The 14,400-nt window shown below is 38.2% G+C and carries 14 protein-coding genes and 4 tRNA genes; 9 read left to right on the forward strand and 9 right to left on the reverse strand.

All coding sequences use genetic code 11. The features are described from left to right. A partial coding sequence (locus tag AC5YCE_RS06240) for a transposase (protein WP_496170869.1) occupies positions 1-485 on the reverse strand: 485 nt, incomplete at its 3' end. Positions 486-711: 226 nt separating this feature from the next. Continuing rightward, complete coding sequence (locus AC5YCE_RS06245; RefSeq protein WP_496171427.1) at positions 712-1,593, reverse strand: energy transducer TonB; 882 nt, start codon at positions 1,591-1,593, stop codon at positions 712-714. 232 nt (positions 1,594-1,825) lie between these two features. Here AC5YCE_RS06245 and AC5YCE_RS06250 point away from each other — a divergent pair, with 232 nt between their 5' ends. The 4 genes from AC5YCE_RS06250 (at position 1,826) to AC5YCE_RS06265 (ending at position 4,638) form a co-directional block, all read left to right on the forward strand. After that, the gene (locus tag AC5YCE_RS06250; protein ID WP_496124787.1) at positions 1,826-2,503 is read left to right on the forward strand and encodes a hypothetical protein; all 678 of its coding nucleotides are present in this window, start codon (positions 1,826-1,828) and stop codon (positions 2,501-2,503) included. A 178-nt stretch (positions 2,504-2,681) separates the two neighbouring features. Then, positions 2,682-3,395, forward strand: coding sequence for a DUF3108 domain-containing protein (locus AC5YCE_RS06255; protein WP_496124786.1), 714 nt, complete (start codon positions 2,682-2,684; stop codon positions 3,393-3,395). Between the two features lie 91 nt (positions 3,396-3,486). Beyond that, positions 3,487-4,062 carry a xanthine phosphoribosyltransferase gene (locus tag AC5YCE_RS06260; RefSeq protein ID WP_496124785.1) on the forward strand — a complete coding sequence of 192 codons (576 nt, stop codon included), beginning with the start codon at positions 3,487-3,489 and terminating at the stop codon, positions 4,060-4,062. A gap of 192 nt (positions 4,063-4,254) precedes the next feature. Continuing rightward, entirely contained in the window at positions 4,255-4,638 is a 384-nt protein-coding gene (locus AC5YCE_RS06265) for a hypothetical protein (protein ID WP_496124784.1), read from the forward strand. A 72-nt stretch (positions 4,639-4,710) separates the two neighbouring features. On the opposite strand, the gene wrbA is transcribed toward AC5YCE_RS06265, so the two are convergent. Then, on the reverse strand, positions 4,711-5,307 hold the full coding sequence (gene wrbA, locus AC5YCE_RS06270) for an NAD(P)H:quinone oxidoreductase (protein ID WP_496171428.1): 597 nt from the start codon (positions 5,305-5,307) through the stop codon (positions 4,711-4,713). 115 nt (positions 5,308-5,422) lie between these two features. Between wrbA and AC5YCE_RS06275 the strand changes: the two genes are divergently transcribed. Continuing rightward, complete coding sequence (locus AC5YCE_RS06275; RefSeq protein ID WP_496171429.1) at positions 5,423-6,667, forward strand: YihY family inner membrane protein; 1,245 nt, start codon at positions 5,423-5,425, stop codon at positions 6,665-6,667. A 126-nt stretch (positions 6,668-6,793) separates the two neighbouring features. Here the strand turns inward: AC5YCE_RS06275 and AC5YCE_RS06280 are convergent, their stop codons facing one another. Together AC5YCE_RS06280 and AC5YCE_RS06285 are read right to left on the reverse strand one after the other, a co-directional pair. Next, positions 6,794-7,432, reverse strand: coding sequence for a fumarylacetoacetate hydrolase family protein (locus AC5YCE_RS06280; RefSeq protein WP_496171430.1), 639 nt, complete (start codon positions 7,430-7,432; stop codon positions 6,794-6,796). A gap of 211 nt (positions 7,433-7,643) precedes the next feature. Further along, a complete protein-coding gene (locus tag AC5YCE_RS06285; RefSeq protein ID WP_496171431.1) occupies positions 7,644-8,144 on the reverse strand; it encodes a YcxB family protein in 501 nt (166 codons plus the stop codon). A 174-nt stretch (positions 8,145-8,318) separates the two neighbouring features. On the opposite strand from AC5YCE_RS06285, the gene AC5YCE_RS06290 reads away from it, so the two are divergent. Beyond that, positions 8,319-9,629: an SRPBCC family protein gene (locus tag AC5YCE_RS06290; RefSeq protein ID WP_496171432.1), complete on the forward strand. Its 1,311-nt coding sequence runs from the start codon at positions 8,319-8,321 to the stop codon at positions 9,627-9,629. Positions 9,630-9,721: 92 nt separating this feature from the next. On the opposite strand, the gene AC5YCE_RS06295 is transcribed toward AC5YCE_RS06290, so the two are convergent. After that, positions 9,722-9,798: transfer RNA gene (locus tag AC5YCE_RS06295), tRNA-Arg, on the reverse strand. Positions 9,799-9,992: 194 nt separating this feature from the next. On the opposite strand from AC5YCE_RS06295, the gene AC5YCE_RS06300 reads away from it, so the two are divergent. After that, positions 9,993-10,670: a hypothetical protein gene (locus AC5YCE_RS06300; RefSeq protein WP_496171433.1), complete on the forward strand. Its 678-nt coding sequence runs from the start codon at positions 9,993-9,995 to the stop codon at positions 10,668-10,670. A gap of 164 nt (positions 10,671-10,834) precedes the next feature. Here the strand turns inward: AC5YCE_RS06300 and AC5YCE_RS06305 are convergent. The 3 genes from AC5YCE_RS06305 to AC5YCE_RS06315 form a co-directional block, all read right to left on the reverse strand. After that, positions 10,835-10,911: transfer RNA gene (locus AC5YCE_RS06305), tRNA-Arg, on the reverse strand. Positions 10,912-10,956: 45 nt separating this feature from the next. Continuing rightward, positions 10,957-11,033, reverse strand: a tRNA-Arg gene (locus tag AC5YCE_RS06310). 16 nt (positions 11,034-11,049) lie between these two features. Next, positions 11,050-11,141 (reverse strand) — tRNA-Ser (locus AC5YCE_RS06315). Positions 11,142-11,410: 269 nt separating this feature from the next. On the opposite strand from AC5YCE_RS06315, the gene rnr reads away from it, so the two are divergent. Both rnr and AC5YCE_RS06325 read left to right on the forward strand, forming a co-directional pair. Then, on the forward strand, positions 11,411-13,858 hold the full coding sequence (gene rnr / locus AC5YCE_RS06320; protein WP_496171434.1) for a ribonuclease R: 2,448 nt from the start codon (positions 11,411-11,413) through the stop codon (positions 13,856-13,858). Positions 13,859-13,956: 98 nt separating this feature from the next. Beyond that, a complete protein-coding gene (locus tag AC5YCE_RS06325) occupies positions 13,957-14,385 on the forward strand; it encodes an NUDIX hydrolase (protein ID WP_496171435.1) in 429 nt (142 codons plus the stop codon). Positions 14,386-14,400: the final 15 nt, after the last annotated feature.

Raw genomic sequence — 14,400 nt, forward strand, 5'->3', positions numbered from 1 at the left:
GCAATTTCACCAAATTGATTCATCGCAATATGTAATTTACAGCCATAAAACCAGCCCATTGAGCTTCTACCACGTGATGCAATTTGGACTAATGATTTATGACGCTGAATACGTTGATTTTTACAAACTGGCAAAGTTGTTGAATCAATCCATAAATATTGTGTACCTTGACCTTTCATCAGTGCCACATGTAAAGCGTGTAGAGCTAATTGATGCCTATTGATCAGATGAATCATCCGTTGGTAACAGGGTAAGCTTTTAAATAAATGATTTTTATCCTGTTTCAACCATGTAAAAAAGGCTTTGAAATTAGTGAAATGAGAACATTTATACCAGATAGCAATAAAAGTGATTTCTGAGATACTCAAGTGAGCGGTTCGGACTCTTGAGAAACGACGACTTTGTTTAAGGAAATTCCAATAGGTTGCTTCAAATTTAAGAAAGAAATCATCAATTAAACAGAATAATTCGGTACTATTAAACATAGGGACTAGAGTTTTAAGTTTTGTGTGGTAACTCAACTGATGGCTCTAGTCCTCTTATTTTTCAAGTCAATTTCTTATCTGCGATTCGGGTTATTTAGCATTTTTATATAACAAATAAGTCCCAAATATAGGCGTAAACAATAATGCCCAACATCCAACTGCATTAGGATTCCATAATTTTAAATGTCTATTTTGTATTATATTCATATTTTCTAAGTCTAGTCGTTTAATTCACATCAAACTCGGATTCCGCAGGATCAAAGCGCCAAGTCCGAACAATACGAAGCTCTGAAATATCTTTCATTTTTGCATCAAATGCCCCAAACGGCGCACCACGACGGACTGAACTTTTTGCAGCCTCATCTAAAATATCATAACCTGAACTTTCAAGTAAACGAATGGCTCTAATCCCACCCGATGCATTCAGGATCACCATTAAACGAACTTCACCTGATAAGCGTTGTTGTTTCGCCAAGTCTGGATAGTAGCGATTTCCATAGACTTCAACTTTCTCTCGAAATTTATCTAAGTATGCTGCCGAAGCATCTTGTTTTGCTTGCACACCATCGACTGTTTTAATTTTTTGTTGACGGCTAAAGTTCTGCTGTTTCTTGAGATACTGCGCTTCTAAGCTTGCAACCATGGCAGCTTTGGCTTGGAATTGGCTATTGAGCTCTTCCATTGCCTTTTTACGTTCACTGAGTTCAGCTTGTTTCTGCCAACTCAGCACCGTCATCAGTACTTTTTCTTCAAACTTTAATTCACGCTTTTGCTGTACTTGCTCCAGTGCTTGCAACTGTTGCTCACCTGCACTGAGGTCTTCCGCTTGAGCTGGCATATCTGAAGCCATGCGATGTGCTTCACGGAAAGTTCCACTGCCCTGCTGATCTGCTTGAGCAAGAAAGTCAGCCTGCTTGATTTCCGTCTCGCTTGGTCGAATTGCCAGCGCAATTTCTTTACTTGCAATATCGCTTTCTGAAGGCATCGCAAATTGCAGAGATAAAAAAGCCAAATGTAAAACGGTCGCAGAAACCACAGCTCCAATAAACAGCTGATCTCGCCACCATAAGTTTCGTTGTTTCGGATATGCAATTATATTTTTTAACATGACATTAAACCGACAAAACACCCCAAGCAAAATTTTCAATTACACAAAATTCAGTTTATTCTTACATTTATTCAGTATAGTGTGACGCACCTAATACAATCAGAATCATAATGTTTAAACTATGAAAATGGTGCATTGAATTTTGCTAAACTGCAATGTTTATGCTCGTATTTTTTAATTTAACTGACAAAATTACGTTCGAACAAAATCAAGATGTTATGGATTGCTAAATATGCCAACGTTATTTTCAAATATTGCCAAACAATTCCGTAAGGTCTATCACAAAGCGGAAGGTTTTATCGAAGAAGAAAGAGAATTCCCTATTTCTCAGGTTTTTTTGAATGCGACTTTTAAAAAGTTCGTGACTGATAATGTACAAATTTTAGAAGATTTACATGCTGACCTACATGAAGATTGGTTACGTCTTTATGCAACGATCAACGTCAAAGGCTTACATACCATTTTGTCAGTTGATTTGAAATTGGTTCAAATGGAACTGAATAAAGACATGCAGCTCATCGTCTTTGAACAAATCAGTGAAACTGAAATTATTGAAGCAAAATTTCCAAACTTCTTAATGAAAATTGGTTTTAAATCGGCATTATTTTTCTATCAAAAGATATTGCGTAAAGATCCATTAGGTATCATTTTAGAAAAATTTGAAGTCATCAAAGTGAAAGATGACCTTCTACATTTGGATTTGAACCGCTGGTTAGGCAAGAATAAATCCATCATGGATGCGCTAAATAAAGTCCATGTCAATCATGCTGAGTTACGTGAAACTGAATTGGTCGTGATTGGGAATGTGAACTTAATGGCATTGTTTAGCAAGATGAATAGCGCTCGTGATGATGCGCCAGTCGTTGAAAAAGAACTTGATGATCAAGTCACCCCTATCGTCCAAAAGTAAATCCATGAAGATGAAGTGAATTTAAACCGATTGATTCGGCTAGACGATTTCGTTATATGCTGATGTAGGCATTTACACAAATTCACATATTTAACCTTAATCTTGATTTTTTCTTCTTTTTTCAGTCGCATACTTACCCTATCTGGGTCTTGTCGCATGATATGTAAAGGAAATTTTTATGGCTTTAATCGCAATCAAGAAACTAAGTGTAATCACAGGCGTGAGTACCGCAATTTTATTCGCAGGCTATTCGAGTCAAGCGCTTGCGATGAGTCCTTTCCAAGCAAGCTATCAATTTGCCTACAATGGTAAGAACTTAGGCTCTGCGACTCGAACTTTAAGTAAATCAGGTAATAATTGGACTTATGTGTTTGCAGCCAAAGCAGGTGCGATTGCTTCAGCGACAGAAACCAGTCGTTTTAGCCTCAATAATGGTCAAATTACCTCAGGGAATTTTAGCCGTACCAGTAAGATCCTGGTTCATAACAATACGATGAGCATTAAGTTCAATCCTAGTGCCAAAACCATTAACACCACCAAAGATAAAGAAAACCGTTCATTTGCATGGAAAGCCGGTGTCTTGGATGAGTTAAATGCTGAACTACAACTTCGTGAAGATTTAAAGGGCGGTGGTTTAAAGTCAAATTATTATCTTGCGGATGCAAAAGAAGTCGAAGCGCGCAAATTTGTCAAAGCAGGCAATGAAACAGTAAAAACCAATTATGGAACTTTTGATACAGTTAAGGTCGTCATGAAACATGACAAACCCGGTCGTGATACGATCTTTTGGTTAGCGCCTAAACTTGACTATCTTCCAGTAAAAGTCACCCATCAAGACAAGAAAACATCTTACGGGCTGTTACTCACTGGGTATAAAGGACCAAGTAATTAATCTTTTTTAATCGATTTTACTTGCTTTTTTCAAGATGCTTTTTAAAATACGCCTTTGCTTTTTTAAGCATCTTGCCTTAGAGGATTCTCCCGTGCACGCACTAGAACAGAAAATCTTGAGTGAAGGTATCGTTCTATCTGATCAAGTTTTGAAAGTTGATTCTTTCCTCAACCATCAAATTGACCCTGTAATGATGCAAAAAATTGGTCAAGAATTTGCTCGTCTATTTAAAGATGCAGGCATTACCAAGATCATTACAATCGAAGCTTCAGGTATTGCGCCTGCAGTGATGGCAGGTCTAGAACTCGGTGTCCCTGTTATATTTGCACGTAAATATCAATCTTTAACGCTTAAAGATGATCTTTATCGTTCTAAAGTGTTCTCTTTTACCAAACAAATTGAAAGCACGATTGCTATTTCTAAAAAGCACATCTCATCTGCAGATAAAGTTTTAGTGATTGATGACTTCTTGGCGAATGGTCAAGCTGCATTAGGTCTTGCTGACCTCATCCATCAAGCAGATGCATCTGTAGTGGGTATCGGCATTGTGATTGAAAAATCATTCCAAACTGGGCGTGATTTATTGCTTGAAAAAGGTTATCGCGTTGAATCATTGGCTCGTGTTCAATCACTTGCAAATGGTACTGTTGAATTTGTTCGTGATTAATCTGTGAATAAAAGTTAAATTGAGCGCCTAGTGCGCTCTTTTTTTTATTTTAGACTTTCAATAATTTTGCAATTCGTCATTTTCCCTGTCATTGTTTCATTGACATGACAAAACAACATAACTAAGTTTGGCTTTAGCATAAAATGCTCTAAATAAATTCATGCTTTAAACGGATCAATTGAGACAATGATGATGGAACACGAAATAAGCTGCCCCAAATGTGGATCTACTGAAGTGATTAAACGTGATCACGAACAATTTTTACAAAAAACGGGTGGCGTATTATTGTCTGCCGCAGGAACAACTGCAGGTACAGTTGGTGGTGCTGCTTCAGGTGCATCTATTGGTGCTGCCATTGGAACTGTTGCAGGTCCATTAGGAGTGATTGTTGGTGGCACAGTTGGAACTTTTGTTGGTGCAATCAGTGTCGGGATTACCGGTGGCTTCCTCGGTCATCGTTTCGGTAAAAAAGCCGGTGAAATTGTGGATAAAAACGTATTCTTAGATTTCCAGTGTCAAAAATGTAAGTACCGTTTTGAAGATCAAGCTAAGTCAAAAGATACAGCAGAAAAATAAGCGTTCAATGTACAAATAAAAAATGGGCGCTCTTGCCCATTTTTTAATGCATAAATTCGACATATTCACCAATTAATTTACTTGTAGCTTTTTAACCACTTCACCTAATCGCTTCCCCTGTTCTATACACAGTGATTTTTCATCCATACTTATACTTTGATCATGACGTGGACCACTGACATGCGTTGCGCCATATGGTGTACCACCCGTCTTCGTATTCGATAAGGAGGGGTTGGCGTTGGTTAGTCCCATGATCATCATTCCGTGATGGAATAACGGTGGCAGCATGGTGAGCAAAGTACTTTCTTGTCCACCATGCATCGACCCTGAAGAACTAAATACACATGCCGGCTTACCATGCAAAGCGCCGTTCAACCAAAGACTGGTGGTTTGATCCAAGAAATATTTCATCTCACTGGCCATGTTGCCAAAACGTGTAGGTGAACCTAAGGCTAAACCTGAACAATGTTGCAGGTCTTCAAGTGTGCAGTAAATATCTCCATCTTCAGGAATACTCGGCGCTGCTACATTCACAACCGTTGAAATATTGGGAACTGTCCTAATTCTCGCCGTAACCCCCGATGCCTCGATTCCATCAGCAATCAAATGTGCCATTTCTTTGGTTGAACCATGTTTGCTGTAATAAAGAACAAGTACATATGTTTGCATAGGCGGATCTTTAAGATTAAAAAAGAAAACTATACGGTATTTTTCCGTTTTTTTGGGTAAGCTATGGGGTGAAAGCTTCATAAATTTAACGAAAAATAATAGAGAATGATGGTTTATGACGGATTTATTGAAAAAACTTCCTTTCTACGATAAAACGTGGTTTCAGTTTACCTTATTCGTTTTACGACGTTTTGAAAGTAATAACTGTCGTGAACAAGCGGGTTCTTTGACCTATACCACTCTATTTGCCGTCGTCCCGATGTTGACGGTTTTTTTGGTGATCATTTCGTCTATCAAGGCTTTAGAACCTGCGAGACAACAACTCCAACAGTTGATCTATAGCAATTTTCTACCTAAAACCAGTATTGCCTTCGACAAAGCGCTCAACTCTTTTACAGAAAATTCCAGCAATTTAACCATTATCGGGGTGCTGTTCCTCTTTATCACTACTGTAATGATGCTGACCAGCATTGAAACGGCTTTTAACCGGATTTGGCGAGTGAAAGAAACCAGAAATGGGCTCGTCGGTTTTATGCGCTATTGGACGATCATTTCTTTAGGTCCAATTTTATTGGGCAGTGCCTTCGTAATTTCATCTACATTGGCTTCTATGAATGTATTGAGCAATAATTTTGCGGGCTACGAAGTCGATGGTGCGGCATTACTTTGGCTCATCTCGATAGGTTTAACGATCGTTGGATTCTTTACCTTGTATTGGACCATTCCAAATCGTTCTGTGCCTGTTCGTGCTGCCATGATTGCAGCGGTATTTAGCGCGATCACCTTTGAATTACTCAAAAATTTATTCGGTTTTGTGATGGCGAATTTCACCAGTTATCAGTTGGTCTATGGTGCTTTTGCCGCAGTGCCGATTTTTCTACTGTGGATTTATTTATCGTGGAATGTCGTCTTACTCGGTGTCGAAATCAGTTATGCCCTCACTGCATTCCACACAGGTAAAACTCAAACTCGCCATCCAATATTGATGCTCTTAGACATGCTTGAATTGTTTTATAAAAAACAAAAAATGGGACAATCAGTGACCGATCAAGAAGCGTTAAATATCCTAGGTCGTGGTGAAATTGGTCGTTGGCCAACGTATGTCAAACTGCTTGAAAAGCAAAATGTGATTAAACGAACAGACAAGGATGATTATGTCCTCGTGCGTAATTTAGATCATTTGGATTTTTGGTCTTTCTATAAATCACTGCCTTATACACTTCCACGTCGTGAAGATGTAGAGCATGTGCATGAAGATGATGTATGGATGAAGCGAATTGGTCCCGCATTGATCGAATCTGACGAATATCTTGCTGCGAAGCTTTCGATACCCTTGTCGACTATTTTGGATGAGAAATAAAGGATTTAAACCATCTGAAAATATCTAAAAAAGACCTCAATTGAGGTCTTTTTTGTGCTGTATAGATTTGAAAAACTATTCCTGATTGCTTTCACTCAATCATGAAATTAACATTTTAAGTCTCAATCACTTCACAAAGGTTTTCCATACAAAATCTTGGCTCCGTCCTTTTAAAGTCATTTTTAATTGATCACCCGTATTGAGTGCTGCAACCCCAGCTGGCGTACCCGTCATGATCACATCACCTTCTTCTAATGTAAAAAATTGACTGATATCCACCAACAAACTTGCAATGTCAAAGATCATCAGTGAAGAATCCCCTGACTGTCGAAGCTGATCATTGACTTCTAAGGTGTATTGAACTGATGACCAATCCTGAATTTCTAATACATCAACCCAATCTCCCAACACACATGAGCCATCAAAGGCTTTCGAACGTTCCCAAGGTTGACCCTTCTTTTTCAAATCATCTTGCAGTTCACGTAGCGTTAAGTCTAAGCCTAAAGTCACTGCACCAATGGCCTGTAAAGCTTTTTGTGGATCATGTTCAGCTTTAAGCTGACGATCTATACGCAGGCTGAGTTCACACTCATAATGGCAATTCCCCCAATCAGCATTCCATGCAATTCCTTCGTTCAAAGCAATCAAACTACTCGGTGGTTTGATAAATAAAACAGCACGATCAGGGATGGCATTACCTAATTCTTTGGCATGATCGACATAATTGCGACCGACACAGATAATTTTTGATGGTTGTGAATGCATGGGATTCCCTTTTTATTCAATGAATATTCTCGTTTATAGCTTATGCTTTTTTTAGGTTTTTGTAAGTACCCTGTTCCAAGTAAAACATTCAGACGAATTGAATACGAAAGAAGAATTTAACGGCTAAAGACCAAGTGAAAAAACAATAAAAAAGCCATCAGACTGATTATCCAATGGCTTTTTTTGAAACTAAGACTTTTTAATAAAGCTTTTATTTTTTAAAAGTATTTTCAAACAAAGTACGATCTGTTTCGTTTTCAAAAGCACGTTTTGGAATAATCACCACCGTACTATTTTTCAACTCAATCATATACGTCAATTTACCTGTAGCGAACTTGTTCACATCCGTATAACTGAATGCCTGTTTAGGACGACCGCTTGAAAATAATTCAGCAGAGTTTTGAAAGAGATCAATGCCTTGCTCATGTTTGCCAAATTGATATTTTTCAAACTGACGTTTAAACATCATCGGTAAAAACCAATAACGCATCACCACTTGTAAAATAATAAAGAAAGCACCGAGCGCAACATAGTAGCGCCCCACCCCATCCAATCCCAGGTACACCCCCCAAATGAGAATCGCCAAACTCACCAATGGCGTCAAAAAACGGGTGAATTGTTTTTTGCCGAAAGTCGCTAAACCAAAACCATCTTGAGATTCATCAATATTCAAAAAATAGCGGACAGATAAAGTAGGCTTGTTGTCAGACATACATGCTTCGTTCGATTGGATACAAGTTGCGACGATATTACACCAATTCGACTTATTTTTAGCATCTCACAATGGCATTTCTTCACTGTGCTTATACACGCTTGCTCTTGTATAGCCGAATACAATGTTTAAAATCTAAAAAATATAAAAATACGAAAAAATAGAATGGAAAAAATGATGTATAGAAACATGAATAAAGCCGTGATTCATTGTGCTTTGATCATTCTTGGCTTCACTGCGCAAGCGCAAGCCAAAATTATTGCATGGAAAGACAATATTCCAAGTAGCTTACAGCCCTTTCAAAACAATGCTCAACTCTTAGCAGGTTTTGCTCAGGATAAAATAATCATTTACGCACACCCTGCTGTGAAGACTTCTGTACCAACTGCTTCTAAGAATCCCAATCCTTCAGCAACATTTACTTCATCTGCTATTGTACTTCCTATCAGTAGTGCAACCGTTGCCAAAACATTGAGTCAATATGATCAGTATGTTGGACTCTTCCCAACGTTGAAATCTGCAAAACTGGTCGAAAAATCAGGCAATATTAGCCAGATGAAATATAAAGTTTCAATCCCGACACCCATCCCAGTATTAAATTTCAATGAAGATATCATTTTTCAACATCAACTTAGCAATAACAGCTTATCCAGTATTGTGATTGATGCACCCGTACCTTATGGCATTGGGAAATTTGAATGGTTTAGTTTAGGAGACAACAAAACCTTAGTCACATTGACCCAGTGGAGCGATCTCAATCAACCTAAAGGATTTTTATTCAGCCAAATATTGAAAGCTGTGCCTGAAGCAAAACTGGGCATTCCAGGTGGAACCAATGCCTTTATTTTAGAATCATTACGTAAAAAATTTATTCATCTGAAAACAACAACGCTGAACCCTGGTGAATTTCCTCAAACCCAATTGAGTCCGTCTCAAGTAGATAAGTTGGTACAGGTGAGTCGTCATTCACAGCAACCCGTTAGTTTTATTCATGGCTTGAGTGCTGTGCCTTATCAACATGGTCGTGAAAATCTTCGCTTTGTGACCAGCTATCAATATAATCCTTTAAATAAAGAACAATTACAAAAATGGCTGAAACCCAATGCTTATCAAGCCATTTTTCCGAGACAGATTAAAAAAATAAACATTACAGATGAATCCAGTACATCCCAAAATGCAGATATCAAAGTCAGTGTCGGACTAGGTGTGATCACCATTCCATTTGATTTTAAATTGAATTTTAAATACCCAAACTCATCTTCAAATCAATTTCATGCCAATGGCGGTGATTTAAAATATGTGAAGGGTCAAATGGAGTTAAAAAATGTTCCTCAAGGCACATTATTTCGACTGACATCCGCAGTTAAAATTGATGATCAAGCCCCATTTCTCCTGCGTGCCGTTCGTAGCCTTCCCTATCATGATCTACTTCCAACAGTAGGTGCAAATCATGTTTTTTTGCTCAAAGTTAAAAATACTAAGTGATGACTTATAATTAAAATATCTTAAAAATCAGACACAAAAAAACCGCAACAAGTGCAGTTTATTGTGATTTTTACATCTATCGATGATCAAGTTGGTGCGCTCAGAGAGATTCGAACTCCCGACCCCTTAGTTCGTAGCCAAGTGCTCTATCCAGCTGAGCTATGAGCGCGACGTCTTGATGGGGCTCATTATATATGAATATGATTTTTTGTTAAGTGCTAATTTTGAAAAAACCAATCAAGCGCCTAGTAATTAATCATTTATAGTTTTAATCTATTAAAAAATAGACTATCCCCTTCCAGTAATACAAAATACTATTTAACTCATTTTTAGATTACAGTCATAGTTTGTTGAATATTCCAGATGAGTAAAAACTTTTCTCCAAAAACTTCATCCTTGAATAGCATAGGAGTCTCTATTGCCTGCGTAATTATTATGATTATTGTTATTACAAGTACACTTAAAAGCGTAAATGAAAAACTAAATTACTTTGAAGAGCTAAAAAATTCAAAATGGCAAGAAAGCCAAACTTTGATTACTCCATATCATCAGGTTGAAGTGACTCAATATCGAGACAACACCCAAAGACTAGTTGTGAGTCAAAATGGACACGAAATATACATACAATCTTGTGATGCCAAAATTAAGCTTGTTTGTAATTTAGTTCATAAAGATAAAATTAAAATTGAATCAATAACTTTCTATGTTAAACATCAACAGAATGGTTTTTATGGCTCACATCATCTTAAAAAAATTATTTATAAAGATTTAGAAAAAGATCTTCAAATATTTCACTATGACGATGAATTACCTAATAGCCACTATAAAATATTCGAAACACTTGAAAAAATATGGCTCAATAATTTGATAATATTATTTATTTTCTTATTTTTTACGATCTCAACAATTGCCTACCTACCTCATGAATTTATTAAGCAGAATCTAACTAGGAAAAAATTAGCATCCTTGATTATAATTCTAACTTTAGGCAGTTATATTTATATCATCACTCAAACCCTAATAACCTCGATTAAAATTTAAAAATGATATTTATTCACAGTAATCGATTCAATGAAATGTAAAGAAGATCACTATTGCTATAACATCAGAACTTAATCAAGACTAACATTTAGAAAAACTATAAACACAAAAAAACCGCAACATGTACGGTTTCTTGTCAGATTTACATCCTTCGATGTTCAAGTTGGTGCGCTCAGAGAGATTCGAACTCCCGACCCCTTAGTTCGTAGCCAAGTGCTCTATCCAGCTGAGCTATGAGCGCGTACTTGAGTGTCTTTCGACTTCGTTACAACGATTGAAACTTGATTGGTGCGCTCAGAGAGATTCGAACTCCCGACCCCTTAGTTCGTAGCCAAGTGCTCTATCCAGCTGAGCTATGAGCGCATTTCAAGTTTTTCGTTGGCGGTGAGAGAGGGATTCGAACCCTCGGTGGGAGTTAAAGCCCACGCTCCCTTAGCAGGGGAGTACCTTCAGCCACTCGGCCACCTCACCGTAACGAGTCGCCATAATACAAACTTCGCCCCTACTCTTCAAGTCACAAATCAAAAAAATCTTAGATTTTTGATCAATCATATATTTTTTATACGATTTTCAGCTTTTTTTACGATTTCTTAAACTTTATTGATTCAAAAAAGACCATAAACCCATTAGCATGAACTCACAATGTGCAGAAATACACGTCATTAATGCAATCATTTACGTGCAGTCTGCGTCAGCATGACTTATGCTAAACCTATCTTCTGACATGAAGCCAAAGACATATGAAAAATTGGGTCGATCCTGAAGCTAAAGCGGAAGCTCAACGTTACGACAATCCTATTCCAAGCCGTATCTTAATCTTAGAAACGATTGAAAATAGTCAACATCCCCTTTCACACTCTGAACTTGTGGAACATTTCCAAATTGCCGATCAAAAAAGTATTGATGCTTTAAGTCATCGCTTAAGTGCAATGGTACGCGATGGTCAGCTCATGAAAGATGGATTCAAATTCCAACTCATGACAAATCAACCTGTTTTTGATGCTACGGTCTATATCAATGCCAAAGGCTTTGGCTCGGCGAGCCTAGATGGTGGCAAAAAAGAAGAAATGGTGTTGCCAGAGCGCGAACTTCGCCAAGTCTTTCATGGTGATCGTATTAAAGTGCAACAAACCTCAGTTGACCGTAAAGGTAAAGCTTGGGGTTACATTACTGAAGTGACTCAACGTCGTGTTAAACAAATTATTGGTAAATTGGCTGAATTTGAAGGTGAATACTTTATTCAACCTGCAGCCCCGAATGCACATCAACCGATTACTTTAGAAAAAGAACTGGTTGAACATGCCAAAGTAAAAGTCGGTGATTCAGTTCGTGTTGAAATTGATACCTACCCGACACGTGAGGAATTTGCCAATGCGCATATTGTGCAATCTATGGCAGATAAGGCAGATACTGAAATCATTATTCCACAAACGATTTTAGAATTTGGTTTGCCATTTGAGTTTCCAGAAGAAGTCGTTAAAGATGCTGAAAGCTTCAAAGAACCGAATGCTCAAGACATGAAAGGTCGTATTGATCTGCGTGATTTAGCATTGGTCACGATTGACGGCGAAGATGCACGTGACTTTGATGATGCTGTCTATGCAGAGAAGCGCCCAGGTGGTGGTTACCGTGTAGTGGTGGCCATTGCTGATGTCAGTCATTACGTTCGGACCAATAAGCCTTTGGATGAGGAAGCGCAGGAACGTGGTACATCAGTATACTTCCCACATTTCGTTCTTCCAATGCTACCTGAAGCACTTTCAAATGGATTGTGTTCACTCAATCCAAATGTAGATCGTCTATGTATGGTCTGTGATTTGAATTTAAGTCGTGCTGGTAAAGTGACTAAATTTGAATTCTATCCATCTGTAATGCATTCAAAAGCACGTTTAACTTACGATCAAGTGGCGGAATACTTTGATGGTGATAGTAATGCAATCACTGAAAATCGTGATGTGCGTAAATCACTCAATACGCTCTTCCAATTGTATCAAGTGCTCAAAGGCTTACGTGCTGAACGCCATGCGATGGAGTTTGAGACTGTTGAAACCTACATGACTTTTGATGAACTCGGAGGAATTAAAGAAATTCTCCCTCGTTCACGTAATGAGGCTCACAAACTCATTGAAGAATGTATGTTATTGGCCAACGTTGCAGCTGCTGAATATGCATTGAAAAATGAAATTCCGATGCTGTACCGTGTGCATGAGCCACCAGAATTCTCACGTATTCAAAAAGTTCGTGACTATGTCAAGTTACTCGGCTTAAGCTTCCCTGAACAACCGACACAGAAAGATTACCAAGCGGTGATCGAAGCGACCAAAGACCGTATTGATGCGCCAAGTATTCATGCCGTGTTGTTACGTTCAATGATGCAAGCCTACTATGGTCCAAATAATGCAGGTCACTTCGGCTTAGCATATGAAGCATATACGCATTTCACTTCACCCATTCGTCGTTATCCTGACCTGCTCCTTCATCGTGCTCTGAAAGCACATCTAACCAACAAACCATCGCCTCTTTCTGGTGGTGCTTTGGAAGAAGCGGGTTCACATTTCTCTGCAACTGAACGTCGTGCCGATGAAGCATCTCGTTCTGTTACGACTTGGTTGAAATGTCATTATATGCAACAGCATATTGGTGAAGAGTTTGTCGGCAATATTAGTGCAACAGCCGAATTTGGTTTATTTGTGACCCTTAAAGACTTATATGTCGATGGTATGGTGCATGTGAGCCAATTGGGCGATGATTTCTTTGTATTTGATCAAGCCAGTCAAAGTCTAGTCGGTCAAAATCGTGGTCAAAGCTTTAGCTTAGGCGATGAAGTTCGTATTAAAGTCGCTGGGGTCAACCTCGAAGAACGTAAAATTGACTTTGAATTGGTTCAGCAGTTGAGTCATGCTGGTCGTGCGATTCGCAGTCGTGCGCCGCGCGTGGCTAAACCAACCACCAAAGAAGAAGTATTTGATCGTATGTTTAAAGAACCTGCCGATCCTGCTTTAGTAATTGAGGGTGGTGAGAAACCGGTACGCAAGAAGAAGCCTCGAGTGAAAGCTTCTGAAGATGTGAAAAAACCAGCGAAGAAATCGACACCTAAATCTGCGGAGCAAAAAGCCAAAGATAAAGCCAAGAAAAAAGCAAAGGCAAAAAAGAAAAAAGCCAATGCTAAGGCGAAAATCGAGTCTTAAGTTTCAACAAAAAGAGCGCTACGGCGCTCTTTCCTTATCGAGATAAAATTATAAAGCCGCCGAAATATAATTAATTTTTATAACTAAGTTGTCCAAATATGACGAAAAAGGTTCGTAAAGTTGTACCTGTTATTTTCAGAAAATTAGCTTCTCAAACTGAAATATTAGTTTTCCGCCATCCTGTAGCAGGTGTACAAATTGTAAAAGGTACTATAGAAGAAGATGAAACTCTAGAATTCGCTACTCTTCGTGAGTTAAGAGAAGAGTCTGGAATTACTGATGCAATTATTAATAAATATTTGGGATTACATTGCCCTAAGGAGAAAGGAGCAAATTGGTATGTGTTTTTATGTAAAACTCAACAATCATTACCAGAACATTGGCAACATTTTTGCGCTGATGATGGTGGGTTAGTTTTCTCATTTTTTTGGCATCCATTAAATGCGAATCCAAACGATGAGTGGCACCCTATCTTTCAAGAACTTTTACAATTTATCCAGAAGCAAATGATCGACCCAACTTTATAAATAAGAAGATCAAAT

Source organism: Acinetobacter sp. CY79, from assembly GCF_059515845.1.

Excerpts from the sequence above, each read along its gene's own strand:
- AC5YCE_RS06245 (WP_496171427.1), bottom strand. The coding sequence starts at position 1,593 with ATGTTAAAAAATATAATTGCATATCCGAAACAACGAAACTTATGGTGG.
- AC5YCE_RS06250 (WP_496124787.1), top strand. The coding sequence starts at position 1,826 with ATGCCAACGTTATTTTCAAATATTGCCAAACAATTCCGTAAGGTCTAT.
- AC5YCE_RS06255 (WP_496124786.1), top strand. The coding sequence starts at position 2,682 with ATGGCTTTAATCGCAATCAAGAAACTAAGTGTAATCACAGGCGTGAGT.
- AC5YCE_RS06265 (WP_496124784.1), top strand. The coding sequence starts at position 4,255 with ATGGAACACGAAATAAGCTGCCCCAAATGTGGATCTACTGAAGTGATT.
- wrbA (WP_496171428.1), bottom strand. The coding sequence starts at position 5,307 with ATGCAAACATATGTACTTGTTCTTTATTACAGCAAACATGGTTCAACC.
- AC5YCE_RS06275 (WP_496171429.1), top strand. The coding sequence starts at position 5,423 with ATGACGGATTTATTGAAAAAACTTCCTTTCTACGATAAAACGTGGTTT.
- AC5YCE_RS06280 (WP_496171430.1), bottom strand. The coding sequence starts at position 7,432 with ATGCATTCACAACCATCAAAAATTATCTGTGTCGGTCGCAATTATGTC.
- AC5YCE_RS06285 (WP_496171431.1), bottom strand. The coding sequence starts at position 8,144 with ATGTCTGACAACAAGCCTACTTTATCTGTCCGCTATTTTTTGAATATT.
- AC5YCE_RS06290 (WP_496171432.1), top strand. The coding sequence starts at position 8,319 with ATGATGTATAGAAACATGAATAAAGCCGTGATTCATTGTGCTTTGATC.
- AC5YCE_RS06300 (WP_496171433.1), top strand. The coding sequence starts at position 9,993 with ATGAGTAAAAACTTTTCTCCAAAAACTTCATCCTTGAATAGCATAGGA.
- rnr (WP_496171434.1), top strand. The coding sequence starts at position 11,411 with ATGAAAAATTGGGTCGATCCTGAAGCTAAAGCGGAAGCTCAACGTTAC.
- AC5YCE_RS06325 (WP_496171435.1), top strand. The coding sequence starts at position 13,957 with ATGACGAAAAAGGTTCGTAAAGTTGTACCTGTTATTTTCAGAAAATTA.